Source organism: Bradyrhizobium sp. UFLA05-108, from assembly GCF_059803455.1.
Genome location: NZ_JBANAZ010000082.1, coordinates 14,050 through 39,404 on the forward strand (window position 1 = coordinate 14,050; position 25,355 = coordinate 39,404).

Genomic DNA, 25,355 nt, shown 5'->3' on the forward strand with positions numbered 1-25,355 from the left:
CCGCCCGAAGGCGGCCTTGGTGTCTGTCCGAAATGGTCCGTTTCGGCCTTAGCGGATCTCCGAGGTGCCCGAACTCGTCACCACCACCGGCTTACCAGCCTTGATCGTGTGGGTCGTCTGGGCGGTCTGGCTGAGGTCGATGCCGGTCCGCGCCGCGATTCCGAAGGCTGCCACCGCGATACCGGCCACCAGCGCCACCACCACGATCTTCAGGTGTGTCGCACGATCAGCAGAGTGAATGGAGTGGTTCATCAGAGCCTCCCGACGGGCTTTCCCGCCCGTCTGTTGGCTCACCTTCTAAGGACGATCTGTTTCCGGATGGTTTCGCGCCGTCGGCAAAATGGTTTCATCTGGGCGGCGTGGTTTTGGCTGGAGGGTCGTTTCAGGCCGCCGCTCGGGCGATATCGGTCCGGATCGTCCGGGCAGCCCGGACGAAGAATAGGGCGCCCACTGTGGTCGTGACCGCCGCCGACAGCAGGGAGTAGCGGACGGCGTCCGCGCCGAAGCCGGCCTTCAGCGCGTCGTTGATCATGCCGACGATGAGGGGTCCCAGTCCCTGGCCGAAGCGGGTTGCGGTCAGGGCGATGAGCGCGGAGGCCAGCGCCCGCATGCTGGGCTTTGCCACCGTCTGCGCGATCGCAAAGATCGGCCCGAGATGGAAGCCGACCAGGAACGAGGTCAGCAGTCCTTGCGCCCCTTGGCAGGCCGTTTGTTAGTTGGCAGAGGTGGCGCATGAGCCAGAAGCCGAGCAGAGGCGGGCGTATGTCGCCCGACGTTGGGGACGATGCGGCGCCGATCACCGTGATGCTGTCGTCGCGGCTGATGGTGCTTGCCAATCTGCTCAAGCGCGGCGCCATCCTGCGCTACAAGCGTGTCGTCGGACTGAACTCGGTGGAGTTCGGCCTCGTCGCCTCGCTCGGCCGGCGTCCGCCGATGAGCGTGGCGCGGCTCGCCGAAGCCGTCGGTCAGGACAAGGGACAGATCAGCCGCGCGCTTGCGGGGCTGTCGTCACGCAAGCTGATCGCGAAAACGCCCAATCCGAACGACAGTCGCGAAGTGCTGATCTCGCTGACCAAGGCAGGGCTCGCCGCACATGACGCGATCGTTGCCAGCGCGCAGGAGCGCAATCGGCGCCTGCTGCAACAGTTGAGCAAGGACGAGCTCGACGCGCTGCTGGTGCAGATCGATCGCCTGACCGCGGCCGCCGAAGAGATGCTCGAGGCGGAAAAGGATCCGGACTGATCGTTCCGCCGACGTAGCGTCCATTTTTGAAGCGTTCTTGGAAGATCTCTAAGAGCTGTTCTAAGAGGCATTCAATTAGGTCTTCCGCGCGTGCTCGCTTAAGCGTCCATGCAACGCATGTCGTCATTCGCACTGACGGCATGGAACGACAAACGTTGCAGGTTGGGGTGGTGCGTTGAACTGTCTTGGAATGCTGCGGTCGGCGGGACTTGCGACCGCGTCCGCTCTGGTGCTGTTGCCGCAAGCTTCGGTCGGTCAATCCTCGGGATCCTCGTCGCAAAGCGGGGCGCAAGCCTTGCCACCGGTTACCGTGGCCTCGCCCGAGCCCCGCCGCCGCGCAGCGGCCTCCGCGCCACGCCGAACGCCGCGGGCAGCGCAGAGCGTGAGCGAGAGAAAGCTGCAGCCTGAGCGCAATGTCGGATTCGTCGAGACGCCGCGCGGCCCGGTCCACGGCTATGTCGCTGGCCGCAGCTCCTCCGGCACCAAGACCAACACGCCGATCATGGAGACGCCGCAATCGGTGTCGGTCATCGGCGCCGAGCAGATCCGCGACCAGAAGCCGAACAAGCTGGACGAGGTGCTGCGCTATTCGGCGGGCGTGCGCGCCGGAACCTTCGGTGCCGACACCCCTAACGACTGGTGGCTGATCCGCGGCTTCAAATCGGACGACGTCGGCCTGTTCCTCGATGGCATGCAGCTCTTCTACACGTCCTATGCGAGCTGGAAGCTGCAAACGCCGAACATGGAGCGCGTCGAGGTGCTGCGCGGCCCGTCTGCGGTGCTCTATGGCGGCTCGAGCCCGAGCGGCATCGTCAACGTCATCAGCAAGATGCCACCTGGCGAGCCGATCCGCTACATCGAGACCGGCGTCAACAATTTCGGCAATGCCTATGTCGGCTTCGATGTCGGTGGTCCCGTCGCGACGAGTCCCGAGAACGGCAAGCTGCTCTATCGCGTCGTCGGGCAGGTCCAGAACGGTGGCACGCAGGTCGACTTCACGCCCGACAACAACTACTTCATCGCACCGTCGGTAACCTGGAAGCCGGATGCCGACACGACGTTCACCGTCCTTGCGTCGGCATCGAAGCAGGATACCCGCGGCATCAACTTCCTGCCCTATCAGGGCACGGTGACCAACGCACCATTCGGTCGTATCCCCACGAGTATGTTCCTCGGCGATCCCAGCATCGACAAGTTCACGCGCGAGCAGGAGATGCTCGGCTATCAGTTCGAGCGCAATCTCACCGACAGCCTGACGTTCCGGCAGAATGCGCGTTTCGCGCATGTCGACGTGACGTATCGCGGCCTCGTCGCCAACGGCTATTCCAACGCCAACACGGGCGACATCGCGCGCTACAATTGGTACGCGAAGGACACGGCCAATCAGGCCAATCTCGACAACCAGTTGGAGTATCGTTTCGACACCGGCCTGGTGAAGCACACGATGCTGTTCGGCGTCGATCTGCGGGGCTACCAGATCGACGACTATCAGCAGTTCCAGTTTGGCACGACGCCGTCGATCAACGTCTTCAATCCGGTCTACGGTCTCAATGTGCCATTTACGACCGGGCCGTTCCGCAACTACCTGATCACCCAGAAGCAGGCCGGCACCTATCTTCAGGACCAGGTCAAGCTCGGCAACTTCACGCTGGTGGTGAGCGGCCGCAACGATTGGGTCGAGACCACTCAGGCCGCGCGCGACACCGGAGCGACGGTGGCCAGCCGCGATGACAGCAGGTTCAGCGGGCGCGTGGGCCTGATCTACAATTTCGACAACGGCCTTGCGCCCTATGTCTCCTATGCGACGAGCTACAATCCGGTCATTGGCCTTAATGCCAACAACCAGTTGCTCCTGCCGGAAACCGGCAAGCAGGTCGAGGTCGGCCTGAAGGTGCAGCCGAAATGGTTCGACGGTTACTTCACGGTCTCGGCCTTCGACCTGAAGCGTCAGAACGCGCTGACCACCGATCCGTCGAATGTGTTGTTGCAGAACCAGACCGGCGAGGTCACCTCGCGCGGCATCGAGCTCGAGGCGGTGGCCAATGTCACGAAGGAGCTGAAGCTGATCGGCGCCTTCACCAGCTATCATCTCTTCACCAGCGAGGATCTCGATTCATCGCTGATCGGCAAGACGCCAACCAACACGCCCGAGCTCCTGGCCTCAGGTTGGGCCGACTACACCTTCAAGGAGGGTCCACTGGCAGGCTTCGGCTTTGGCGGGGGCGTGCGCTACGTCGGCTCGTCCTGGGCAGACTCCGCCAACACGCTCGAGGTTCCCGCCGTCGTGCTCGGCGATCTCGCGCTCCACTATGAATGGCAGAACTGGCGCACAGCACTGAACGTGATCAACGTGACCGACAAGACTTATGTCGCAAGCTGCGCCTCGGTGACGTCCTGCTTCTACGGCGATCGCCGGCGCGTCACCGCCAGCGTCTCGTACAAATGGTGAGGGCGGGCGAGGGGATCGCGTCGTGAAGGCGCGCACCGTCAGGCTCTGGTCCCTGGTCCACACCTGGACCAGCCTGATCTCGACCGTGTTCCTGCTCCTGCTCTGCCTGACCGGTCTGCCGCTGATCTTTCATCACGAGATCGACGAGCTTCTCGGCTATGCCCCCCAGCCCGAAGCTCACGCGGGCGCGGCGCGTGCGACCACCCAAGAGGTCGCCGACGCCGCGCTCGCGGCCGATCCGGGGCGGGTACTGCAATACATCTCCTGGGACAAGGACGAACCCGGGATCGTGTTTGCATTCACCAACAATGCGCCGGACGGTCCCCCGGACAATGCCACCGTGCGCGCCTTCGATGCGGTCTCGGCCAGGCTGCTCGGACCTGTCGGCGTCGGGCCGATGCTGATCGTGCTCAAGCTGCACACGGACATGTTCGCCGGCCAGGCCGGAAAACTGTTTCTCGGTGCGATGGGACTGTTGTTCGCGCTCGCCATCATCTCCGGCGTGGTGCTGTACTGGCCATTCACGCGCCGCCTGCGCTTTGCGACCATCCGCTACCCCGCCGCGCGCCGTGTGGTCTGGCTCGACTGGCACAATCTGATCGGCGTGATCACGGTGGTCTGGGCGCTGGTGGTCGGGCTGACCGGCGTGATCAACACCTGGGCCGAACTGATGCTCGATCAGTGGAAGGCGACCGAGCTCGCCAGCATGGTTGCACCCTATGCCGGCAAGCCGCCGCCGGTGCATCTGGCCTCGCTCGACGGCGTCGTCGCCCGCGCCAAGGCGGCCGCGCCCAGCATGGACATCGCGTTCATCGCTTTCCCGGGCGCCCCGTTCACGTCATCACACCATTTCGCGGCGTTCATGCGCGGCGAGACCGCTCTCACGGCGCGCCTGCTGAAGCCTGTGCTGCTGGACGGGGAAACCGGGGAGGTCGCCGACAGCCGGGCGCTGCCGGTCTACCTCCAGGCGCTCTTGATTTCGCAACCGCTTCATTTCGGCAACTATGGCGGTATGCCGCTGAAGGTGATCTGGGCTGCGCTCGACGTGTTCACGATGATCGTGATCGGCAGCGGTCTCTACCTTTGGCTGGCACGGCGGCGGAAGCGGAGGCCCGCCCGTGCCGATGCATTCGCGAAACGAGCCCCGGTCCCGTCATGATGCATGGCTCGCCCAGCCGCTCGCGCCCGTGGATTCGGGTCTTCGGTGCGCCGATTCTGATCGCTATGGCGACCTCGATCGGCCTACTCGCGGCGCTGCTCTGGGGAGAGATCGGCAAATATGTCGCCTGGGTGACGGTCGGCTCTCCCATGGGCGTCATTCCCTGGGCCTGGCTGCGTCGCGGTAGGACAGCAAAGCCGTCCTAGACACGCGGAGAGGCGGTCCGACATGCTCCGCGCGGAGCATCTGCCGACGGCGGGAGGACCGACATGGATGCTCTTGCTGGGGCCGCGGTTCTGCTCCATACCAGCCGCGGGGCGATTCCGGGATTTCCACTGTTCTGGGGGCGGCAAAGGGCCTAAAAACAGCGTGTCTTGCACCCATTGGTGCACTGCGCTAAGGCTCAGAATAATTCCAAATCGGGACGAATCCGCGAGCCACCCGAGGCTTGCGGGAAAAAGGGCTCGCCAATGAGCGGCATTCTGCAGAACTATCTTCCACTTGTGGTCTTTATAGGGGTAGCGGGCCTGATTGGCCTCGTGCTGCTGATCGCCCCCTTCATCGTGGCCTTCCAGCAGCCGGATCCGGAAAAGCTGTCGGCGTATGAGTGCGGTTTCAACGCCTTCGACGACGCCCGGATGAAGTTCGACGTCCGCTTCTACCTGGTCGCCATCCTCTTCATCATCTTCGACCTTGAGGTGGCGTTCCTGTTCCCCTGGGCAGTAGCGTTCGGAAAGCTTGGTGCGACCGGCTTCTGGTCCATGGTGGTCTTCCTCGCCGTGCTGACGGTGGGGTTTGCCTATGAATGGAAGAAAGGGGCACTCGAATGGGATTGAACCCTGCCACGCCGTCCGCCGGTCCGGTTCTCGCGCCGGCCCCGAAGGGCATTCTGGATCCGTCGACCGGCAAGCCGGTCGGGGCCAATGATCCGTTCTTTCTCGAGGTCAATCACGAGCTGTCCGACAAGGGCTTCTTCGTCGCCGCGGCCGATGACCTCATCACCTGGGCGCGCACCGGGTCGTTGATGTGGATGACCTTCGGTCTCGCCTGCTGCGCGGTCGAGATGATGCAGGTCTCGATGCCGCGCTACGACGTCGAGCGCTTCGGCTTTGCGCCGCGTGCCTCGCCGCGCCAGTCCGATGTGATGATCGTCGCAGGCACCCTGACCAACAAGATGGCTCCGGCGCTGCGCAAGGTCTACGACCAGATGCCTGAGCCGCGATACGTTATCTCGATGGGCTCCTGCGCCAATGGCGGAGGCTATTACCACTATTCCTACTCGGTCGTGCGCGGCTGCGACCGCATCGTGCCGATCGACATCTACGTGCCGGGCTGCCCGCCCACGGCGGAAGCGCTGCTCTACGGCGTGCTGCTGCTGCAAAAGAAGATCCGGCGCACCGGCACCATCGAACGCTAAGGTTTTACGTCATGGACGACGGCAAGCTCGACGCCCTTGGGCAAACGATCGTTAGCGCGCTTCCGGGCGCCGCCACCGGTCACGCGGTGGCCTTCAACCAGCTCACGGTGGAGGTCGAGGCCGCCAAGATCGTCGAGGTGGTCAAGTACCTCCGCGACGATCCAAGTTGCCGCTTCGTCAACTTCACCGACGTGACCGCGGTGGATTATCCGTCGCGCGAGAAGCGCTTCGACGTCGTCTATCATCTGATGTCGCCGACGCTGAACACCCGGATCAGGCTGAAGGCTCAGGCCGACGAGACCACCCAGGTGCCGTCGCTGATCGAGGTGTTTCCCGGCGCCGACTGGTTCGAGCGCGAGACCTACGACCTCTATGGCGTGATCTTCGTCGGACATCCCGACATGCGCCGCATCCTCACCGATTACGGTTTCGAGGGGCATCCGCTGCGCAAGGACTTCCCGCTGACTGGCTTCGTCGAGGTCCGCTACGACGACCAGGAGAAGCGGGTGGTGTACGAGCCGGTCCGGCTCAACCAGGAATTCCGCAAGTTCGATTTCCTCTCGCCATGGGAAGGGGCGGACTATCCGCTTCCCGGTGACGAGAAGGCGGGACCGAAGGCCTGATCATGAACGAGCAACCCGAACAGCTTCGCAACTTTACGATCAATTTCGGCCCGCAACATCCCGCGGCGCACGGCGTGTTGCGCCTCGTACTCGAATTGGATGGCGAGGTCGTTGCGCGTGTCGATCCGCATATCGGCCTGCTTCACCGCGGCACCGAGAAGCTGATCGAGCAGAAGACCTATCTCCAGGCGATCCCTTATTTCGATCGCCTGGACTACGTCGCGCCGATGAACCAGGAGCACGCTTTCTGCTTGGCTGCCGAAAAGTTGCTCGGCATCGAGGTGCCGCGCCGCGGCCAGTTGATCCGCGTGCTGTATTGCGAGATCGGCCGCATCCTCTCGCATCTTCTCAACGTCACCACGCAGGCAATGGACGTCGGCGCGCTGACCCCGCCGCTGTGGGGCTTCGAGGAGCGCGAGAAGCTGATGGTGTTCTACGAGCGCGCCTCGGGCAGCCGTATGCACGCAGCCTTCTTCCGCGTCGGCGGCGTACACCAGGACCTGCCGCCCAAGCTGATCAACGACATCGAGGCCTGGTGCGATCCGTTCCTCAAAGTTGTCGACGACCTCGACCGCCTGCTCACCGCCAACCGCATCTTCAAGCAGCGCAACGTCGACATCGGCGTGGTGCCGCTGAAGGAGGCCTGGGAGTGGGGTTTTTCCGGCGTGATGGTGCGCGGCTCCGGTGCGGCCTGGGACCTGCGCAAGGCGCAGCCCTATGAATGCTATGCCGAGATGGAATTCGACATTCCGATCGGCAAGAACGGCGACTGCTACGACCGTTACCTGATCCGCATGGAAGAGATGCGCCAGTCGGTGCGCATCATGAAGCAGTGCATCGAGAAGCTGAAGGCGCCGGACGGGCAGGGGCCGGTCGCTGTCGAGGACAACAAGGTCTTCCCGCCGCGCCGCGGCGAGATGAAGCGCTCGATGGAAGCGCTCATCCATCACTTCAAGCTCTACACCGAAGGCGTCCACGTGCCGGCCGGCGAGGTCTATGCCTCGGTCGAGGCGCCGAAGGGCGAGTTCGGCGTCTATCTCGTCTCCGACGGCACCAACAAGCCCTACAAGTGCAAGATCCGCGCGCCGGGCTTCGCCCATCTGCAGGCCATGGACCACATCTGCAGGGGCCATCTGCTCGCCGACGTCTCGGCCATCCTCGGCTCGCTCGACATCGTGTTCGGAGAGGTCGATCGGTGATGGCGCCGGCGCCAATCCAGTTTGACCGCGCCTCGGGGGCCCTCGAAGGGGCCAACCTGTGGGAGCGGACGGCTGCCTTGGCGCTGGTGACGGGATCGAAGATCTCCTCGCACTTCTCGCACATGGGCTACATCGCCTGCGCCAATCTGCTGCGCAAAACGCTGCCCGAGCGCAACATCGCGATCAAGCTCAACCCGGACGCCGTGTTCGAATTCCCTTACGGCGACGGCTACTGGAGCAAGCTGCTCAACCGCTCCTACAATTACGAGGACGAGTTGGAACTGTTGTTCGCTGACTCCGTCGACGTCGATTACACGCTGCTCGATTGCGGCGCGAACTATGGCTACTGGTCGGTGCTGGTGTCGAGCAAGCCGTTCGGCTCGCACAGGGCGATCGCGATCGAGCCGTCGGGACAGAACCACCCGAAGCTTGCGAACAATGCGCGTATCAATGGTAACCGCTTCGAGACCATGAAATGTGCGATCGGTGCCGAGCGCGGCACCGCACGGCTCTCCGGCACCAAGCACGAGGCTTTCAGTATCGCGGGCGCGCCCTCGGCGAGCGGTGAGGAAGTGCCTGTGATTGCACTCGACAATCTGCTCGATGACGGCAAGGTCGAAGCAAACGGCAAGTATTTGATCAAGCTCGACGTCGAAGGCGTCGAGATCGACGCCATCAAGGGTGGCAAGCGGCTTCTTGAAGGCGACAGCGTGATCATGTGCGAGGAGCACGGCAGCGACCGCAGCCACGCGGTGTCGCGCTATATCCTCGAACAAACCCCGCTGAAGCTGATCGTCTACGATCCCACCACCAGTCGCATGGAGACGGTGACCGAGCTCTCGATCCTCGATCGCATCAAGGTCTCCACCCACGTTGGCTACAATGTTTTCGGCACCGCAAGCGCATTCTGGCAGGACAGGATTGATGCCCTGAATGCGAAGGCTGCGCGGCGCCGTATCCAGTGAGAGATTGAAGAGATGTCCGTTCGCCGCCTAGCGCCCAAGGAAGTCCAGCCCGCGAGCTTTACGTTCACGGAGGAGAACCTCGCGTTTGCGAAGCAGCAGATCGCCAAATATCCGGCCGGTCGCCAGGCCTCGGCCGTGATCGCGATCATGTGGCGGGCGCAGGAGCAGAACGATGGCTGGGTGTCGGAAGCCGCGATCCGCGTCATCGCCGACCTGCTCGATATGCCCTACATCCGCGTGCTCGAAGTCGCGACCTTCTACACGATGTTCCAGCTCGCTCCCGTCGGCAAGAAGGCCCACGTCCAGGTCTGCGGCACCACGCCGTGCCGGCTGCGCGGCGCCGAAGACCTGATCCACGTCTGCGAGAGCCGGATCCATCACGAGCCCTTCCACCTCTCCAAGGACGGCAATTTCAGCTGGGAAGAGGTGGAGTGCCTGGGCGCCTGCGTGAACGCGCCGATGGTGTTGATCGGCAAGGACACCTATGAGGATCTGACCAAGGAAAGCTTCGGCAAGGTGCTCGACGGCTTTGCCTCCGGCAATCCGCCCAAGCCCGGCCCGCAGAACGGCCGTCAGTTCTCGGCTCCCGTCACCGGACCGACCACGCTGAAGGAGATCACCTGATGCGTGATCTCGCGACATCAGCAGCGGGAAGGGGCGGCGCCGTGAAGAAATGGGGCTTCATCGCCATGCATGCCGCGGTGGCGGCTGCCTTCATCTTCATGCTGCAGCGCTTCACCCTGAATGCGTCGCTGGAAACCAGTCTGCTCTGGGCGCTGACCTTTGCCGTCTGCGCCGCCGGGCTTGCCTACAAGCAAGCCAACCGTTGATCGGAAAGCACTGAAATGCTCGAGGACAAGGACCGCATCTTCAAAAACCTCTACGGCCTCCACGATTGGGGGCTCGAGGGCGCGCGGCGCCGCGGCGCTTGGGATGGCACCAAGGCCATCATCGACAAGGGCCGCGACTGGATCATCAACGAGATGAAGGCGTCAGGCCTGCGCGGCCGTGGCGGCGCCGGCTTCCCGACCGGCCTGAAATGGTCGTTCATGCCGAAGGAATCGACCGACGGCCGGCCGAGCTATCTCGTCGTCAACGCCGACGAGTCCGAGCCCGGCACCTGCAAGGACCGCGAGATCATGCGTCATGATCCGCATCTCCTGATCGAGGGCTGCCTGATCGCGAGCTGCGCGATGAATGCGCACGCCTGCTACATCTATGTCCGTGGCGAGTTCATCCGCGAGCGCGAGCACCTCCAGGCCGCGATCGACCAGGCCTACGAGGCCAAGCTGATCGGCAAGGACAATGTCAACGGCTGGCCGTTCGATCTCTACGTCGCGCACGGCGCCGGCGCCTATATCTGCGGCGAGGAGACCGCGCTGCTCGAGAGCCTCGAGGGCAAGAAGGGCCAGCCGCGCCTGAAGCCGCCGTTCCCGGCCAACGTCGGCCTGTTCGGCTGCCCGACCACCGTCAACAACGTCGAGTCGATCGCGGTTGCGCCCGACATCCTGCGCCGCGGCGCGGCGTGGTTCGCCGGCATCGGCCGTCCGAACAACGTCGGCACGAAACTGTTCTGCATCTCCGGCCATGTCGAGCGGCCGTGCAACGTCGAAGAAGCCATGGGCATTCCGTTCCGTGAGCTGATCGAGAAGCATTGCGGCGGCATCCGCGGCGGCTGGGACCTGTCTCTTATACACATCCAAGTCGACCGACCTGATCCGTGCGATCGCCCGCATTTCCTATTTCTACAAGCACGAGAGCTGCGGCCAGTGCACGCCGTGCCGCGAGGGCACCGGCTGGATGTGGCGCGTCTTGACCCGCATGGCGGAGGGCCGCGCCCACAAGCGCGAGATCGACATGCTGCTCGAGGTCACCAAGCAGGTCGAAGGCCACACCATCTGCGCGCTCGGCGACGCAGCCGCCTGGCCGATCCAGGGCCTGATCGCGCACTTCCGTCATGAGATCGAAGCGCGGATCGACCAGTATTCGCACAAGGCCGACATCGACGATGCCGGCGTCCGCGATCCCGTGAACATGGTCGCGGCGGAGTAGGAAGAATGACAAAGCTCATCATCGACGGCAAAGAGATCGATGTCCCGCCGGAGTACACGCTACTCCAGGCGTGCGAGGCCGCCGGCGCCGAGATTCCGCGCTTCTGCTATCACGAGCGGCTGTCGATCGCCGGCAATTGCCGGATGTGCCTCGTCGAAGTGAAGGGCGGCCCGAAGCCGGTCGCGAGTTGCGCCTGGGGTGTGCGCGATTGCCGTCCGGGTCCGAAGGGCGAGCCGCCGGAGATCTCGACGCGGTCGCCGATGGTGAAGAAGGCCCGCGAAGGCGTGATGGAGTTCCTTCTGATCAACCATCCGCTGGACTGCCCGATCTGCGACCAGGGCGGCGAGTGCGATCTCCAGGACCAGGCGATGGGCTATGGCGTCGACACCAGCCGCTTCGCCGAGAACAAGCGCGCCGTCGAGGACAAGTATCTCGGCGCGCTGGTCAAGACCTCGATGAATCGCTGCATCCAGTGCACGCGCTGCGTCCGCTTTTCGGCGGAAGTCGCCGGCGCGCCCGAGATGGGCGCGACGGGCCGCGGCGAGGACATGGAGATCACGACCTATCTCGAGCACGCGCTGACGTCCGAGCTTCAGGGCAACCTCGTCGACATCTGCCCGGTCGGTGCGCTGACCTCGAAGCCATACGCCTTCGCCGCGCGCCCCTGGGAGCTCGGCAAGACCCAGTCGGTCGACGTCATGGACGGCATCGGCTCGGCGATCCGGGTCGACACCCGTGGTCGCGAGGTGATGCGCATCCTGCCGCGCGTCAACGAGGCCGTGAACGAGGAGTGGATTTCGGACAAGACTCGTCACGTCGTCGACGGCCTGCGCACCCAACGGCTCGACCGGCCCTATATCCGCGAGGCCGGCAAGCTGCGTGCAGCTTCGTGGACCGAAGCCTTCGCCGCGATCGCCACCAAGGCGGGCCGTAGCGACGGCAAGCGGATCGGCGCGATTGCCGGTGATCTCGCCGGCGTCGAGGAGATGTTTGCGCTGAAGGATCTGCTCGCCAAGTTCGGCTCGGCCAATCTGGCAGTGCAGGGCGGCGACGCCTTCGATCCCGCGCTGGGCCGCGGCTCCTACATCTTCAATCCGTCGCTGGTCGGCATCGAACAGGCCGATGCGCTGCTGATCATCGGCGCCAATCCGCGCAAGGACGCGGCAGTGTTCAATGCCCGTATCCGCAAGCGCTGGCGCGCGGGCGGCCTCAAGATCGGCTCGGTCGGTGCCAAGGCTGATCTGACCTACGACTACGATCATCTCGGCGCGGGTACGGAGACGCTCGCCGACCTCGTGGCCGGCAAGCACTCCTTCGCTGACGTCCTGAAGAACGCCAAGCACCCGGTCATCCTGGTCGGCGCGGGCGCGACCTCGCGTCACGACGGCGCGGCGATCCTCGCGCAGGCGGCCAAGCTGGCGCTCGATATCGGCGCGGTGAAGGACGGCTGGAACGGCTTTGGCGTGCTGCACGAGACCGCCTCGCGCGTCGGCGCGCTGGATATCGGCTTTGCGGCAGGCGCCGGCGGCCTGAACGCCGCGCAGATGACGACCTTCGGCACGCTGGACGTCTTGTTCCTGCTCGGGGCCGACGAGATCAAGGCGCCGGACGGCACCTTCGTCGTCTATATCGGCACCCATGGTGACCGCGGCGCGCACCGCGCCGACGTCATCCTGCCAGCGGCGGCCTACACCGAGAAGTCGGCGATCTACGTCAACACCGAGGGCCGCGCGCAGATGACGGGCCGCGCCGCGTTCCCGCCGGGCGAGGCCCGCGAGGACTGGGCGATCGTCCGCGCGCTGTCGGAAGCGCTCGGCAAGAAGCTCGGCTACGACTCGCTCGCGGCCCTGCGCCAGGCGATTTTCAAGGCGGTGCCGCATCTGATCCGCCTGGACCAGATCGAGGCGGGCACCGCGGACCAGGTCAAGACACTTGCGGGCAAGGGCGGCACGCCGGAGAAGGCGCCGTTCAAGGCCCTGATTGAGGACTTCTACCTGACCAACCCAATCTCGCGTGCGTCCGCCGTGATGGCGGAATGCTCGCGGCTTGCCTCCGGGCAGATGCTGACCGCAGCGGAGTAAGCGTGATCTGATGGAATTCTTTGAAAGCGCATTCTGGACCGGATTCCTCTGGCCGCTGATCATCATGGTCGCGGAGAGCGTCCTGCTGCTCGTCGTGCTGCTGGTCGCGATCGCCTACATCCTGCTCGCCGACCGCAAGATCTGGGCGGCGGTGCAGATCCGCCGCGGCCCGAACGTGGTCGGTCCCTGGGGCCTATTCCAGTCGTTCGCCGACCTCCTGAAGTTCGTGCTGAAGGAGCCGATCATTCCCTCCGGCGCCAACAAGGGCGTCTTCCTGCTTGCTCCGCTGGTGTCGTGCGTGCTCGCACTCGCGGCCTGGGCGGTGATCCCGACCAATCTCGGCTGGGTGATCTCCGACATCAATGTCGGCGTTCTCTTTATCTTCGCGATCTCGTCGCTGTCGATCTACGGCATCATCATGGCCGGCTGGTCGTCGAACTCGAAGTACCCGTTCCTGGCCGCCTTGCGCTCGGCCGCGCAGATGGTGTCCTATGAGGTCTCGATCGGCTTCGTCATCATCACCGTGCTGCTCTGCGCCGGCACGCTGAACCTGTCGGCGGTCGTCGAGGCGCAGCATGCGCGTGGCCTTGCCAGCCTGATCGGCCTGCCGCAGCTCACCATCCTGAACTGGTATGTGTGGCCGCTGTTCCCGATGTTCGTGGTGTTCTACGTCTCTGCACTGGCGGAAACCAATCGTCCGCCGTTCGACCTCGTCGAGGCCGAGTCCGAGCTCGTGGCCGGATTCATGGTCGAATACGGCTCGACGCCGTATCTGTTGTTCATGCTCGGCGAGTATGTCGCCATCGTCACCATGTGCGCGTTGGCGACGATCCTGTTCCTGGGGGGCTGGCTGCCGCCGGTCGATCTGCCGCCGTTCAACTGGGTGCCGGGGATCATCTGGTTCTCGCTCAAACTGTTCTTCATGTTCTTCCTGTTCGCGATGGCGAAGGCGATCGTGCCGCGCTACCGCTACGATCAACTGATGCGTCTCGGCTGGAAGGTCTTCCTGCCGCTGTCGCTGGCGATGGTGATCGTGGTGGCTGGCGTGCTGCATTTCGCCGGCATCGCGCCGAAGTGAGGTCCGCCATGGGTATCAACATCAACGCTACCGCGCGCTCGCTTCTGCTGTCGGAATTCGTCTCGGCGTTCTTCCTCGCCATGCGCTACTTCTTCCAGCCGAAGCCGACGCTGAACTATCCCTTCGAAAAGGGGCCGATCTCGCCGCGCTTCCGCGGCGAGCATGCGCTGCGCCGCTATCCGAACGGTGAAGAGCGCTGCATCGCCTGCAAGCTGTGCGAGGCGGTCTGCCCGGCGCAGGCCATCACCATCGAGGCCGGGCCGCGCCGCAACGACGGCACGCGCCGCACCGTGCGCTACGACATCGACATGGTGAAGTGCATCTATTGCGGCCTCTGCCAGGAGGCCTGCCCGGTTGACGCCATCGTCGAAGGTCCAAACTTCGAGTTCGCGACCGAGACCCGCGAGGAACTGTTCTATGACAAGGCCAAGCTGCTCGCCAACGGCGATCGCTGGGAACGCGAGATCGCGCAAGCGATCGAGCTCGACGCGCCGTACCGGTGAGGTGAGGGCATGATCCTTCCCGCGCTGTTCTTCTATCTGTTCGCCGGCATCTGCGTCGCCTCGGCGGTGATGGTGATTGTCTCGCGCAATCCCGTGCACTCGGTGCTGTATCTGATCCTGGCCTTCGTCAACGCCTCCGGCCTGTTCGTGCTGATGGGCGCCGAGTTCCTGGCGATGATCCTGATCGTCGTCTATGTCGGCGCGGTCGCGGTGTTGTTCCTGTTCGTGATCATGATGCTCGACGTCGACTTCCTCGAGTTGCGGGAGGGCTTCATCGAATACCTGCCGGTTGGCCTCGTGATCGGCGGCATCTTCATGTTCGAGCTGTTGCTGGTCGTCGGCGCCTGGGTGATCAACCCGACCGTGTCCAGGACGATCACGGCGGCGATCCCGGCCAACGTCTCCAACACCGAGGCGCTCGGGCTCGTGCTCTATACGAAGTACATCCATTACTTCCAGCTCGCCGGCATGGTGCTGCTGGTCGCGATGATCGGCGCCATCGTGCTGACGCTGCGCCACAAGGCCAGCGTCAAGCGGCAGGACATCAACGTTCAGAACGCGCGAACGCCCGACATGGCGATGGCGCTGCGCAAGGTGGCGTCGGGGCAGGGACTCCAGGATGCCGATGCGGCGGAGTGGGTGAAATGACGATCGGGCTCGGACACTATCTTGCCGTCGGCGCGATCCTGTTCACGCTCGGCATCCTCGGCATATTCCTGAACCGCAAGAATATCATCATCATTCTGATGTCGATCGAGCTGATCCTGCTCTCGGTCAACATCAACCTGGTGGCGTTCTCGACCTTCCTCGGCGATATCGTCGGCCAGGTCTTCGCGCTGCTGGTGCTGACGGTCGCGGCTGCGGAAGCCGCAATCGGTCTCGCCATCCTGGTGGTCTATTTCCGCAACCGCGGCTCGATCGCGGTTGAGGACGTCAATCTGATGAAGGGTTAACCCAGCTATGGTCCAGGCAATTGTCTTTCTGCCTCTGCTGGGCGCCATTCTCGCCGGCCTGATCGCCATTTTCGGCGCGCATGCCCGCAACCCCAGCGGCGATACGGTCGAGCATCACGACGACGCGCATGGCGATGCCCATGGTCATGCGTCGGCAGCTCATGATGACCATGCCCACGACGATCACGGCCACGACGACCACCACGTCTCCGAACCGCCGGCTCAGGGCTCGCGCGCGGCCGAGCTGATCACGACCGGGCTGCTGTTCGTCTCGGCGGCCCTGTCGTGGTTCACGCTGGTCGACGTCGGCTTCCTGCACCACGACGCGCGGATTCCGATTCTGCCGTGGATCCTCTCGGGCGACCTCCAGGTCTACTGGGCGCTTCGGGTGGACACGCTCACCGCCGTCATGCTGGTGGTGGTCAACACCGTGTCCTCGCTCGTGCACCTCTATTCCATCGGTTACATGGACGAGGATCCGTACCGGCCGCGCTTCTTCGGCTATCTCTCGCTGTTCACGTTCGCCATGCTGATGCTGGTGACGGCCGATAACCTCGTGCAGCTGTTCTTCGGCTGGGAAGGCGTGGGTCTGGCGAGCTATCTGCTGATCGGTTTCTGGTACCAGAAGCCGTCGGCGAACGCGGCCGCAATCAAGGCCTTCGTCGTCAACCGCGTCGGCGACTTCGGCTTTGCGCTCGGCATCTTTGCGGTTTTCGCGCTGGTCGGTTCGACCGATTTCGAGACGATCTTCCATGCGGCTCCCGGCCTCACCGGCAAGACCATCAACTTCTTCGGCTGGCAGGTGGACGCGCTGACGCTGACCTGCTGCCTGCTGTTCATGGGCGCGATGGGCAAGTCGGCCCAGTTCCTGCTGCACACCTGGTTGCCGGACGCGATGGAAGGCCCGACCCCGGTCTCGGCGCTGATCCACGCCGCGACCATGGTGACGGCGGGCGTCTTCATGGTGGCGCGGCTGTCGCCGCTGTTCGAGCTCGCGCCGAACGCGCAGGCCGTCGTGATGTTCTTCGGCGCGACCACGGCGTTCTTCGCCGCGACCGTTGGCCTCGTGCAGAACGACATCAAGCGCATCGTCGCCTACTCGACCTGTTCGCAGCTCGGCTACATGTTCGTGGCGATGGGGGCGGGAGCCTATTCGGTCGGCATGTTCCACCTGTTCACGCACGCCTTCTTCAAGGCGCTGTTGTTCTTGGGGAGCGGCTCGGTGATCTACGCGATGCATCACGAGCAGGACATCCGCAACATGGGCGGCCTGTGGCGCAAGATCCCCTACACCTATGCGGTGATGGTGGTCGGCACGCTCGCGCTGACCGGCTTCCCGCTCACCGCCGGCTACTTCTCCAAGGACGCGATCATCGAGTCAGCCTACGCCTCGCACAACCCGTTCGCGGTGTACGGCTTCCTGATGACGGTCGTCGCCGCCGGCCTGACCTCATTCTATTCGTGGCGCCTGATCTTCAAGACCTTCCACGGCGAGCCGCATGACGAGCATCATTACGCGGCTGCGCATGAGAGCCCGATGTGGATGCTAGTCCCGATCGGGGTTCTTGCCGCTGGCTCGATCCTGGCCGGCTTCCCGTTCAAGGAGTTGTTCGCCGGTCATGGCATCGAGGAGTTCTTCCGCGAGTCCGTGAAGATGAACCCGCACATCATCGAGGAGATGCACCACATCCCGGAGACCATCGGCTTCCTGCCGACCGTGATGATGATCGTGGGCTTCCTGATCTCGTACCTGTTCTACATCCGCCGGCCGTACCTGCCGGTCGAGCTCGCGAACACCCAGCCGATGCTGTATCAGTTCCTGCTCAACAAGTGGTACTTCGACGAGCTCTATGACATCATCTTCGTCCGTCCGGCGAAGTGGGTCGGCTACCAGCTCTGGAAGAAGGGCGACGGCTTCATCATCGACGGCTTGGGGCCGGACGGCGTCTCGGCGCGTGTGCTGGACATCACCCGCAACGTCGTGAAGATCCAGACCGGCTATCTCTACCACTATGCATTCGCCATGCTGATCGGTGTCGCCGGCCTGATCACCTGGTTCATGTTCGGCTTTGGAGGCCAGTAAATGACAACCTGGCCCATCCTCTCCGTCACCACCTTCCTGCCGCTCGTCGGAGCGCTGCTCGTCTACGCCGTTCGCGGCGACGACGAGGCGGCGCGGCGCAATGCGCGCTGGATAGCGCTCTGGACCACGCTGATCACCTTTGCGGTCTCGTTGCTCCTGGTCGCGCGCTTCGATTCCTCGATCGCCGACTTCCAGTTCGTCGAGAAGGCCAACTGGCTCGCCGCCGGCATCACCTATCACATGGGTGTGGATGGCATCTCGCTGCCCTTCGTGATCCTGACCACCGCGTTGATGCCGTTCTGCATCATCGCGAGCTGGAAGGCGATCCAGAGCCGCGTGCGCGAATACATGATGGCATTCCTGATCCTGGAAACGCTGATGATCGGCACCTTCTCGGCGCTCGATCTCGTGCTGTTCTATTTGTTCTTCGAGGGCGGCCTGATCCCGATGTTCCTGATCATCGGCGTCTGGGGCGGCCCGCGCCGGGTCTATGCCTCGTTCAAGTTCTTCCTCTACACGCTGCTCGGCTCGGTGCTGATGCTGCTCGCCATCATGGCGCTGTACTGGAACGGCAACACGACCGACATCCCGACTTTGATGCACACCGCCGTGCCGCGGTCATTGCAGACCTGGGCGTGGCTGGCCTTCTTTGCCTCCTTCGCGGTGAAGATGCCGATGTGGCCGGTGCACACCTGGCTGCCGGATGCGCACGTCGAGGCGCCGACCGCGGGCTCGGTGATCCTGGCCGCGATCCTGCTGAAGATGGGCGGCTACGGCTTCCTGCGCTTCTCGCTGCCGATGTTCCCGCTGGCTTCGCACGACTTCGCGCCGCTGATCTTCACGCTCTCGGTCATTGCCATCATCTACACCTCGCTGGTGGCGATGATGCAGGAGGACATGAAGAAGCTGATCGCCTATTCCTCGGTGGCGCATATGGGCTTCGTCACCATGGGCATTTTCGCCGGCACCATCCAGGGCGTCGCCGGCGGCGTTTTCCAGATGATCTCGCACGGCATCGTGTCAGGCGCGCTGTTCCTCTGCGTCGGCATCGTCTACGACCGCATGCACACCCGCGAGATCGCGGCCTATGGCGGCCTCGTCAACCGGATGCCGCTCTATGCGCTGGTGTTCATGGTCTTCACCATGGCGAATGTCGGGCTGCCGGGCACGTCCGGGTTCATCGGCGAGTTCATGACGCTGCTCGGCACGTTTAAGGTCTCGCTCCCGACGGCGTTCCTCGCCACCACGGGCGTGATCCTTTCGGCGTGTTATGCGCTGTGGCTGTATCGAAAGATCGTGTTCGGCGCTCTGGTGAAGCCGACGCTGATGTCGATCAAGGACATGACCTTGCGCGAGTGCATCACGCTGTTCCCGCTGGTCGCGCTGACCATCCTGTTCGGCGTTTATCCGAAGCCGGTGCTCGACATGTCGGCGGCCTCGGTCCAGCAACTCGTCAACAATTACAACACCGCAGTGACGGCCGTGAAGGCCGCCGCACTGCTGCAATAATTGCGGCAGGTGAGGGTATCGCCATGAGCTTTGAGACTGCAGGTTATCAATTGGCACCGGTGGTGCCCGAGCTCGTCCTCGCGGTTGGCAGCATGGCGCTGCTGATGCTGGGTGCGTATCGCGGGCAGGGGACGACGAGGGCGGTGACTACGCTCGCAATCCTTCTCCTCGTCGTGACCGGCGTATTGGTGTTGCTGCTGCCAGCGGGCAAGCAGGTCACGTTCGGCGGCAGCTTCATCGTCGACGACTTCGCGCGCTTCCTGAAGATTCTGGCCCTGATCGGCTCGGCGGTCACGCTGCTCCTGTCGACGGAGTTCTTGTCCGATCCGTCGCGACGCATCTTCGAGTATTCGATCCTCGTCCTGCTCTCCACCCTCGGCATGATGGTGTTGATCTCGGCGGGCGACCTGATCTCGCTCTATCTCGGCCTCGAGTTGATGTCGCTCGCGCTCTACGTCGTGGCGGCATCAAACCGGGACAACGCCAAGTCCAACGAAGCCGGTCTGAAGTACTTCGTGCTCGGCGCGCTGTCGTCCGGCATGCTGCTCTACGGCGCCTCGCTGATCTATGGCTTCACCGGCACGGTCAGCTTCGCCGGCATCGCGGCTTCTGCCACGACCGCCAGCGTCGGACTGGTCTTCGGTCTCGTCTTCCTGCTCGCCGGCCTCTGCTTCAAGGTCTCAGCGGTGCCGTTCCACATGTGGACGCCCGACGTTTATGAGGGCGCGCCGACGCCGGTGACCGCCTTCTTCGCCTCGGCGCCGAAGGTGGCAGCCATGGCGGTGTTCACGCGCGCGACGCTGACCGCATTCCCCGGCATCGTCTCGCAATGGCAGCAGATCCTGGTGTTCGTGGCGATCGCCTCGATGGCGCTCGGCTCCTTTGCCGCGATCGGCCAGACCAACATCAAGCGCCTGATGGCCTATTCCTCGATCGGCCACATGGGCTTTGCGCTGGTCGGCCTTGCCTCCGGCACGGTCGAGGGCGCGCAGGGCGTGCTGATGTACCTCGTGATCTACATTGCGATGACGCTCGGCTCATTCGCCGTCATTCTCGCCATGAAGCGCAACGGCCAGGCCGTCGAGCAGATCAGCGATTTCGCCGGCCTCTCGCGCACCAACCCGCTGCTCGCCTTCTTCTTCGCGATGCTGCTGTTCTCGCTTGCCGGCGTTCCGCCGCTCGCCGGCTTCTTCGCCAAATGGTACGTCTTCGTCGCCGCGATCAAGGCCAACCTGTTCACGCTCGCCGTCATCGGCGTGCTGACGAGCGTGGTGGGCGCCTACTACTATCTCGCCATCGTCAAGACGATGTACTTCGACGAGCCTGCCGGGCAGATCGATCCGGTGCGCGTCGAGGTGCGGGCTGTGCTGGCGGTTGCAGGCCTGTTCACCATCCTGTTTGCGCTGTTTGCGGGACCCGTCGTGAGTGTCGCCAGCGCAGCGGCAAAGTCGCTGTTCTAGGGATGGGCTTCGCGCTCGGTCATCGAGCTCTCAGCGCGGGCTACCGCCTCGCAGCCTTCGACCAGATCGGCTCGACGAATGCGGAAGGCCTGGAGCGCGCCCGCCAAGGCGAGCGCGGCCCGATCTGGTTCGTGACATCGGAGCAGACGGCGGGGCGCGGCCGCCGCCAGCGTGCCTGGATCGCGCCGCGGGGCAATCTGGCGGCCAGCATCCTCGAGGTGATGGACGTCGCGCCGGCCGTCGCCGCCACGCTCGGCTTTGCGGCGGGGCTGGCCGAGGAGGCGGCGCTGGAGCGGGTCAGCGTGGAGGCTGCGCTTCGCCTCGGTCCCGACCGGCCCCGATACACCCTGAAATGGCCGAACGACGTGCTTGCCGGCGGCAAGAAGCTCGTCGGCATCGGCCTCGAAGCCGAGGCCATCGGCGACCGCCTGGCCGTCGTGGTTGGCATCGGCACCAACGTCGTCGCGGCCCCCGAGGGCACGCCGACGCCCGCGGTGTCGCTGGCCGCCCTGGGCGTCCATATCAGCGCGGAGGAGCTGTTCACGGCGCTGTCGGATGCCTGGGTCGAATTCCAGGGCATCTGGGACGATGGCCGCGGCTTTGCGGAGATCCGCCGCCTCTGGCTGGAGCGCGCCGCCGGCCTCGGCGAGAAGGTCGCGATCCGGACCGGGAACGCAACGCTCGAGGGCATCTTCGACACCATCGACGAGGCCGGCTGCCTGATCGTCCGCACCGCCGACGGCCGGCGCGTGCCGGTGGCCGCTGGCGAGGTCTTCTTCGGCGCGGCCGCATCCGTGGGAGCGGCATGATGGCAAGGCCCGACGAACTGGTGTTTGCTCCGCTCGGCGGTGTCGGCGAGATCGGCATGAACCTGTCGATCTATGGCCTCGGCAACCGCCACCAGCGTGCCTGGCTCGCAATCGATCTCGGCGTCTCCTTCGGCGACGAGGAGCACCTGCCGGGCATCGACCTGATCATGCCCGACATCAACTTCCTGGAGAAGGAACGCAGGAATCTGATGGGCCTCGTGCTCACGCACGCCCATGAGGATCATTTCGGCGCGATCATCGATCTCTGGCCGAAGCTGCAATGTCCGATCTATGCGACGCAGTTCAGCGCGGCGCTGTTCGAGGCCAAATGCGCGGCCGAGCGCAATCCGCCAAAGATCCCGGTCACCGTGATCCCCTCCGGCGGCCGCGTCGACATCGGGCCGTTCAACGTCGAGTTCATCCCGGTCGCGCATTCGATTCCGGAATCCCATGCACTGGCGATCCACACCGAGGTCGGCACGGTGCTGCACACCGGCGACTGGAAGATCGATCCGACCCCCATTATCGGCCGTCCCACCGACGAGCGGCGGTTGCGTCAGCTCGGCGAGGAGGGTGTGCTCGCCCTGATCGGCGATTCCACCAACGCGGTGCGCGAGGGCCGCTCGCCCTCGGAAGCCGAGGTCGCCCGGACCATCATCGAGCTCGTCAAGGAGGCCAAGGGCCGCGTCGCGGTGACGACCTTTGCCTCCAACGTCGCGCGCATCAAGGCGGTGGCGGACGCGGCTCGCGCCGCCGACCGCGAGGTCGTCGTCGTCGGCCGCGCCATGGATCGGGTCGTGCAGGTCGCGCGCGAGACCGGCTACCTCGACGGCGTGCAGAATTTCCGCTCGCCCGAGGTCTACGGCCATCTTCCGCAGAACAAGGTGCTGGCGCTGTGCACCGGCAGCCAGGGCGAGCCGCGCGCGGCGCTTGCGCGCATCGCCAATGACGACCATCCCGAGATCACGCTCAACCGCGGCGACTGCGTGATCTTCTCCTCGCGCACCATCCCCGGCAACGAGAAGGCCGTCGGTTCGATCATCAACAATCTGGTCCTCCAGGGCGTCGAGGTCATCACTGACCGCGACCATTTGGTCCACGTCTCCGGCCATCCCCGGCGTGACGAATTGCGCGACATGATCGCCTGGACCAGGCCGCAGCTCCTGATCCCCGTGCATGGCGAGGCCCTGCATCTGCACGAGCACGCCAAGCTCGCGCGCGCCGCCGGTGTGCCGCGAGTGCTGGTGTGCCGGAATGGCGATCTGGTGAAGCTCGGCCCAGGCGATCCCGGTATCGTTGGCGAGGTGCCTTCCGGACGTCTCTACAAGGACGGCACGATCCTGGAGGACTCCAAATCGCGCGCGGTGGTCGAGCGGCGGCGGATGGCCTTCTCCGGTTGTGCTTTCGTCGCCATCGCCATGACCGCGCAGGGAGAGCTTGCCGACGAGCCCGAGGTCGATCTCGTCGGTATCCCCGAGAAGAACAAGGCGGGCGAGGCGTTTGACGACCTGGTCTTCGACGCCGTCGTCTCGACCATTGAAGGCCTGCCAAAACCGCGCCGCCGCGATCCGGATGCGCTGGGCGAGTCGGTGCGACGCGCCGTGCGCGCCGTGATCAACGAACACTGGGGCAAAAAGCCCCCCTGTCTGGTACACGTACTGACGGTCTGAATCTTTTGAGCATCATCTCTCCGGAATGCCGCGTCACATTTTGCGCTAACGCGGCCCTTCGGATCCGGATCATGCTCTAAGAAGGGAGAGAACCATGCTGGGTCGGCTCAACCATGTCGCGATCGCGACTAAGGATGCCGCCAGGGCGGCGAAGATCTATGGCGCGGCGTTCGGGGCGCAGATCTCGGAGGCCGTGGCGCTGCCCGAGCACGGCGTGACCACCGTGTTCGTGACGCTCCCCAACACCAAGATCGAGTTCATCGAGCCCCTGGGCGACGCCTCGCCGATCGCAAAATTCCTGGAGCGCAATGCCGACGGCGGCATCCACCACGTCTGCTACGAGGTCGCCGACATCATCACTTCGCGCGACGTGCTGGTGAAGGAGGGCGCGCGGGTGCTCGGCGACGGTGTGCCGAAGATCGGCGCGCACGGCAAGCCGGTGCTGTTCCTGCACCCGAAGGATTTTTCCGGCGCGCTGGTCGAAATCGAGCAGGCGTAAGTCCGAACCATGGCCTACCAGATATCCACCGCACTCGCGATCTACTTCGTACTCTGGTGGGTCACGCTGTTCGTGACCCTGCCGTTCGGCGTACGCAGCCAGCATGAGGACGGCGTCGGAGCACCCGGCACCGATCCCGGCGCGCCGATCCTGACCAAGATGGGCCCCAAGCTGATCTGGACCACGCTGATCTCGGGAATTGTTTTTGCGATCGGCATGACCGCCTATCATGCCGGCTATCTCTCGATCGAACGCTTGTCCAAATTGATGGGAATGCCGTTCTAGGACGAACGCTGCTTTGGGGCCAGAGCGGACGTCAAATGGTGGGCAACATCAGCGGACGCGGTCGCGAATGACCCATCTGCAACATCAGCGCGGATATTTGCTGTGATGCACATTACACTTGGAACTTGACGCATATGCTAGACCGCGTCGCTCGGCCTGAAGGGCGACGAATGCGACGACGCAAGTTCATTGCACTTTCATTAGGCGCGGCCGTTGGCTGGCCATTGGCCTCGTGCACGCAGCAGGCGACGAGCATGCGTCGTGTTGCGTTCCTCCATCCATACCTCGAGAACGATAATGAAGTGCTGACCCGCGTCATTGCGTTTCGGGAGGGGCTCGAGGCGCTCGGGTGGATCGAGAATCGCAATATTCGAATTGAACATCGATATACCGGCGGAGATCTGGGCCGAATCCGAGCCTACGCGACGGAGTTGGTGCATTCGGCGCCGGACCTCATCGTCGGAAGCGGGACGCCAATCACCGCAGCGTTGAAAGAGGCGACCAGCACCATTCCGATCGTATTCAACCTCGTTAACGATCCGGTCGGACAGGGTTTCGTGGCCAGCCTGTCGCGGCCGGGCGGCAACATCACCGGCTTCACCTTCATCGATTTCCTATTGATCGGAAAATGGATGGAGATGATTAAGGAGATTGCTCCCGGGGTCAGACGTGTAGCGCTCATCTTCAATCCCGACACGACGCCTTTTTACCCGGCATTCCTGCGCGAACTCGAAGCGGCCCGCACATCGCTCGCCCTCGAGCTCTCCGCATCTCCCGTGCGCGACGAGGCGGAGGTCGAGGCAGCCATCACGGCGCTCGCACGCGAGCCTGGCGGTGCTCTGATCGTCGCACCGGACGCATTCATCAATAATCACCGCCGCGCGGTCATTGCATTGACGGAACGACAGCGGCTTCCTGCGATATACGGCTTCCGGCAGTTCGCTACGGAAGGGGCACTGATCTCCTATGGACCGAATACTGCCGACATAGTCCGACGCTCGGCTGGCTACGTCGATCGTGTCCTCAGAGGTGAAAGACCGGCCGACCTTCCAGTGCAGGCGCCGACGAAATACGAGTTAGTCATCAATCTCAAGACTGCGAAAGCGCTCGGCATTGCACCAGCTCCTGAGCTGCTCGCTCGCGCCGCCGGAGTGATCCAATAGAACCTTCTTGTTGCGGTGCATGACTCCGGAAATGGGCCATCGCGACATATCGCGCCGCCGCACGAACTTGATCGCTAAAGGGGGTGGACTCAACCGGTCGGTGCAACACTCTAATCTTTTAGCAGAGATGGAGTGTGGACATGAAGCAGCGACGTC

At 63.9% G+C, this 25,355-nt stretch carries 25 protein-coding genes and 3 pseudogenes; 26 read left to right on the top strand and 2 right to left on the bottom strand.

Translation table 11 applies throughout. From position 1 onward, the window contains the following. Positions 1-48 precede the first annotated feature (48 nt). Together SO140_RS38865 and SO140_RS38870 are read right to left on the bottom strand one after the other, a co-directional pair. Positions 49-252, bottom strand: a complete 204-nt coding sequence (locus SO140_RS38865) for a hypothetical protein (RefSeq protein ID WP_449382891.1) — start codon at positions 250-252, stop codon at positions 49-51. A gap of 130 nt (positions 253-382) precedes the next feature. After that, a pseudogene (locus SO140_RS38870) lies at positions 383-682 on the bottom strand (spinster family MFS transporter); the annotation flags it as partial. A 50-nt stretch (positions 683-732) separates the two neighbouring features. On the opposite strand from SO140_RS38870, the gene SO140_RS38875 reads away from it, so the two are divergent. From SO140_RS38875 to SO140_RS39000, 26 genes and pseudogenes are all read left to right on the top strand, one after another. Continuing rightward, positions 733-1,242, top strand: a complete 510-nt coding sequence (locus SO140_RS38875; RefSeq protein ID WP_449382890.1) for a MarR family winged helix-turn-helix transcriptional regulator — start codon at positions 733-735, stop codon at positions 1,240-1,242. A gap of 190 nt (positions 1,243-1,432) precedes the next feature. Continuing rightward, positions 1,433-3,691 carry a TonB-dependent siderophore receptor gene (locus SO140_RS38880; RefSeq protein WP_498543871.1) on the top strand — a complete coding sequence of 753 codons (2,259 nt, stop codon included), beginning with the start codon at positions 1,433-1,435 and terminating at the stop codon, positions 3,689-3,691. A 22-nt stretch (positions 3,692-3,713) separates the two neighbouring features. After that, positions 3,714-4,850: a PepSY-associated TM helix domain-containing protein gene (locus SO140_RS38885; protein WP_449382889.1), complete on the top strand. Its 1,137-nt coding sequence runs from the start codon at positions 3,714-3,716 to the stop codon at positions 4,848-4,850. Then, positions 4,847-5,056, top strand: a complete 210-nt coding sequence (locus SO140_RS38890) for a hypothetical protein (protein WP_498543872.1) — start codon at positions 4,847-4,849, stop codon at positions 5,054-5,056. Before SO140_RS38885 ends, SO140_RS38890 begins: the two co-directional genes overlap by 4 nt. A 264-nt stretch (positions 5,057-5,320) precedes the next feature. Continuing rightward, entirely contained in the window at positions 5,321-5,686 is a 366-nt protein-coding gene (locus tag SO140_RS38895) for an NADH-quinone oxidoreductase subunit A (protein ID WP_008136158.1), read from the top strand. Further along, positions 5,677-6,267: a NuoB/complex I 20 kDa subunit family protein gene (locus SO140_RS38900; RefSeq protein ID WP_498541335.1), complete on the top strand. Its 591-nt coding sequence runs from the start codon at positions 5,677-5,679 to the stop codon at positions 6,265-6,267. Before SO140_RS38895 ends, SO140_RS38900 begins: the two co-directional genes overlap by 10 nt. Positions 6,268-6,278: 11 nt before the next feature. Next, the gene (locus SO140_RS38905; RefSeq protein WP_449382887.1) at positions 6,279-6,890 is read left to right on the top strand and encodes an NADH-quinone oxidoreductase subunit C; all 612 of its coding nucleotides are present in this window, start codon (positions 6,279-6,281) and stop codon (positions 6,888-6,890) included. Positions 6,891-6,892: 2 nt separating this feature from the next. Further along, a complete protein-coding gene (locus SO140_RS38910; protein WP_498541336.1) occupies positions 6,893-8,089 on the top strand; it encodes an NADH-quinone oxidoreductase subunit D in 1,197 nt (398 codons plus the stop codon). After that, a complete protein-coding gene (locus SO140_RS38915; RefSeq protein WP_498543873.1) occupies positions 8,089-9,054 on the top strand; it encodes an FkbM family methyltransferase in 966 nt (321 codons plus the stop codon). The genes SO140_RS38910 and SO140_RS38915 overlap by 1 nt, the downstream gene beginning before the upstream one ends. Positions 9,055-9,066: 12 nt before the next feature. Continuing rightward, positions 9,067-9,678: an NADH-quinone oxidoreductase subunit NuoE gene (gene nuoE / locus SO140_RS38920; RefSeq protein WP_449382884.1), complete on the top strand. Its 612-nt coding sequence runs from the start codon at positions 9,067-9,069 to the stop codon at positions 9,676-9,678. Next, the gene (locus SO140_RS38925; protein WP_498541338.1) at positions 9,678-9,884 is read left to right on the top strand and encodes a hypothetical protein; all 207 of its coding nucleotides are present in this window, start codon (positions 9,678-9,680) and stop codon (positions 9,882-9,884) included. Before nuoE ends, SO140_RS38925 begins: the two co-directional genes overlap by 1 nt. A 15-nt stretch (positions 9,885-9,899) precedes the next feature. Beyond that, a pseudogene (nuoF, locus tag SO140_RS38930) lies at positions 9,900-10,733 on the top strand (NADH-quinone oxidoreductase subunit NuoF); the annotation flags it as partial. Positions 10,734-10,749: 16 nt separating this feature from the next. After that, positions 10,750-11,106 (top strand): annotated as a pseudogene (locus SO140_RS38935) (NADH-ubiquinone oxidoreductase-F iron-sulfur binding region domain-containing protein); the annotation flags it as partial. Positions 11,107-11,111: 5 nt separating this feature from the next. After that, entirely contained in the window at positions 11,112-13,187 is a 2,076-nt protein-coding gene (gene nuoG / locus SO140_RS38940; protein ID WP_449382881.1) for an NADH-quinone oxidoreductase subunit NuoG, read from the top strand. Between the two features lie 10 nt (positions 13,188-13,197). Beyond that, complete coding sequence (gene nuoH / locus SO140_RS38945) at positions 13,198-14,265, top strand: NADH-quinone oxidoreductase subunit NuoH (protein WP_449382880.1); 1,068 nt, start codon at positions 13,198-13,200, stop codon at positions 14,263-14,265. Positions 14,266-14,279: 14 nt separating this feature from the next. Further along, positions 14,280-14,768 carry an NADH-quinone oxidoreductase subunit NuoI gene (gene nuoI, locus SO140_RS38950; RefSeq protein ID WP_449382906.1) on the top strand — a complete coding sequence of 163 codons (489 nt, stop codon included), beginning with the start codon at positions 14,280-14,282 and terminating at the stop codon, positions 14,766-14,768. A gap of 9 nt (positions 14,769-14,777) precedes the next feature. After that, complete coding sequence (locus SO140_RS38955) at positions 14,778-15,416, top strand: NADH-quinone oxidoreductase subunit J (protein WP_498543874.1); 639 nt, start codon at positions 14,778-14,780, stop codon at positions 15,414-15,416. Next, a complete protein-coding gene (gene nuoK, locus SO140_RS38960) occupies positions 15,413-15,721 on the top strand; it encodes an NADH-quinone oxidoreductase subunit NuoK (RefSeq protein WP_092180923.1) in 309 nt (102 codons plus the stop codon). Before SO140_RS38955 ends, nuoK begins: the two co-directional genes overlap by 4 nt. A gap of 7 nt (positions 15,722-15,728) precedes the next feature. Continuing rightward, the gene (nuoL, locus tag SO140_RS38965) at positions 15,729-17,804 is read left to right on the top strand and encodes an NADH-quinone oxidoreductase subunit L (protein WP_449382878.1); all 2,076 of its coding nucleotides are present in this window, start codon (positions 15,729-15,731) and stop codon (positions 17,802-17,804) included. Beyond that, a complete protein-coding gene (locus SO140_RS38970; RefSeq protein ID WP_449382877.1) occupies positions 17,805-19,313 on the top strand; it encodes an NADH-quinone oxidoreductase subunit M in 1,509 nt (502 codons plus the stop codon). 23 nt (positions 19,314-19,336) lie between these two features. Next, on the top strand, positions 19,337-20,773 hold the full coding sequence (gene nuoN, locus SO140_RS38975) for an NADH-quinone oxidoreductase subunit NuoN (protein WP_449382876.1): 1,437 nt from the start codon (positions 19,337-19,339) through the stop codon (positions 20,771-20,773). A gap of 2 nt (positions 20,774-20,775) precedes the next feature. Then, positions 20,776-21,582, top strand: a complete 807-nt coding sequence (locus tag SO140_RS38980) for a biotin--[acetyl-CoA-carboxylase] ligase (protein WP_449382875.1) — start codon at positions 20,776-20,778, stop codon at positions 21,580-21,582. Next, complete coding sequence (locus tag SO140_RS38985) at positions 21,582-23,252, top strand: ribonuclease J (RefSeq protein WP_449382874.1); 1,671 nt, start codon at positions 21,582-21,584, stop codon at positions 23,250-23,252. Before SO140_RS38980 ends, SO140_RS38985 begins: the two co-directional genes overlap by 1 nt. A gap of 94 nt (positions 23,253-23,346) precedes the next feature. Beyond that, positions 23,347-23,751, top strand: a complete 405-nt coding sequence (gene mce / locus SO140_RS38990) for a methylmalonyl-CoA epimerase (protein WP_498541345.1) — start codon at positions 23,347-23,349, stop codon at positions 23,749-23,751. 9 nt (positions 23,752-23,760) lie between these two features. Beyond that, the gene (locus tag SO140_RS38995) at positions 23,761-24,036 is read left to right on the top strand and encodes a DUF1467 family protein (RefSeq protein ID WP_449382872.1); all 276 of its coding nucleotides are present in this window, start codon (positions 23,761-23,763) and stop codon (positions 24,034-24,036) included. Between the two features lie 170 nt (positions 24,037-24,206). Further along, positions 24,207-25,199: an ABC transporter substrate-binding protein gene (locus SO140_RS39000; protein ID WP_498543875.1), complete on the top strand. Its 993-nt coding sequence runs from the start codon at positions 24,207-24,209 to the stop codon at positions 25,197-25,199. The last annotated feature ends 156 nt before the right edge of the window (positions 25,200-25,355 follow it).

Coding starts and splice junctions, on each gene's coding strand:
- SO140_RS38970 (WP_449382877.1), top strand. CDS start 17,805: ATGACAACCTGGCCCATCCTCTCCGTCACCACCTTCCTGCCGCTCGTC.
- SO140_RS38865 (WP_449382891.1), bottom strand. CDS start 252: ATGAACCACTCCATTCACTCTGCTGATCGTGCGACACACCTGAAGATC.
- SO140_RS38910 (WP_498541336.1), top strand. CDS start 6,893: ATGAACGAGCAACCCGAACAGCTTCGCAACTTTACGATCAATTTCGGC.
- SO140_RS38900 (WP_498541335.1), top strand. CDS start 5,677: ATGGGATTGAACCCTGCCACGCCGTCCGCCGGTCCGGTTCTCGCGCCG.
- SO140_RS38955 (WP_498543874.1), top strand. CDS start 14,778: ATGATCCTTCCCGCGCTGTTCTTCTATCTGTTCGCCGGCATCTGCGTC.
- nuoH (WP_449382880.1), top strand. CDS start 13,198: ATGGAATTCTTTGAAAGCGCATTCTGGACCGGATTCCTCTGGCCGCTG.
- nuoL (WP_449382878.1), top strand. CDS start 15,729: ATGGTCCAGGCAATTGTCTTTCTGCCTCTGCTGGGCGCCATTCTCGCC.
- nuoN (WP_449382876.1), top strand. CDS start 19,337: ATGAGCTTTGAGACTGCAGGTTATCAATTGGCACCGGTGGTGCCCGAG.
- mce (WP_498541345.1), top strand. CDS start 23,347: ATGCTGGGTCGGCTCAACCATGTCGCGATCGCGACTAAGGATGCCGCC.
- nuoE (WP_449382884.1), top strand. CDS start 9,067: ATGTCCGTTCGCCGCCTAGCGCCCAAGGAAGTCCAGCCCGCGAGCTTT.
- SO140_RS39000 (WP_498543875.1), top strand. CDS start 24,207: ATGCGACGACGCAAGTTCATTGCACTTTCATTAGGCGCGGCCGTTGGC.
- SO140_RS38875 (WP_449382890.1), top strand. CDS start 733: ATGAGCCAGAAGCCGAGCAGAGGCGGGCGTATGTCGCCCGACGTTGGG.
- SO140_RS38890 (WP_498543872.1), top strand. CDS start 4,847: ATGATGCATGGCTCGCCCAGCCGCTCGCGCCCGTGGATTCGGGTCTTC.
- SO140_RS38915 (WP_498543873.1), top strand. CDS start 8,089: ATGGCGCCGGCGCCAATCCAGTTTGACCGCGCCTCGGGGGCCCTCGAA.
- SO140_RS38985 (WP_449382874.1), top strand. CDS start 21,582: ATGGCAAGGCCCGACGAACTGGTGTTTGCTCCGCTCGGCGGTGTCGGC.
- nuoK (WP_092180923.1), top strand. CDS start 15,413: ATGACGATCGGGCTCGGACACTATCTTGCCGTCGGCGCGATCCTGTTC.
- nuoG (WP_449382881.1), top strand. CDS start 11,112: ATGACAAAGCTCATCATCGACGGCAAAGAGATCGATGTCCCGCCGGAG.
- SO140_RS38905 (WP_449382887.1), top strand. CDS start 6,279: ATGGACGACGGCAAGCTCGACGCCCTTGGGCAAACGATCGTTAGCGCG.
- SO140_RS38880 (WP_498543871.1), top strand. CDS start 1,433: ATGCTGCGGTCGGCGGGACTTGCGACCGCGTCCGCTCTGGTGCTGTTG.
- SO140_RS38925 (WP_498541338.1), top strand. CDS start 9,678: ATGCGTGATCTCGCGACATCAGCAGCGGGAAGGGGCGGCGCCGTGAAG.
- SO140_RS38980 (WP_449382875.1), top strand. CDS start 20,776: ATGGGCTTCGCGCTCGGTCATCGAGCTCTCAGCGCGGGCTACCGCCTC.
- SO140_RS38995 (WP_449382872.1), top strand. CDS start 23,761: ATGGCCTACCAGATATCCACCGCACTCGCGATCTACTTCGTACTCTGG.
- SO140_RS38895 (WP_008136158.1), top strand. CDS start 5,321: ATGAGCGGCATTCTGCAGAACTATCTTCCACTTGTGGTCTTTATAGGG.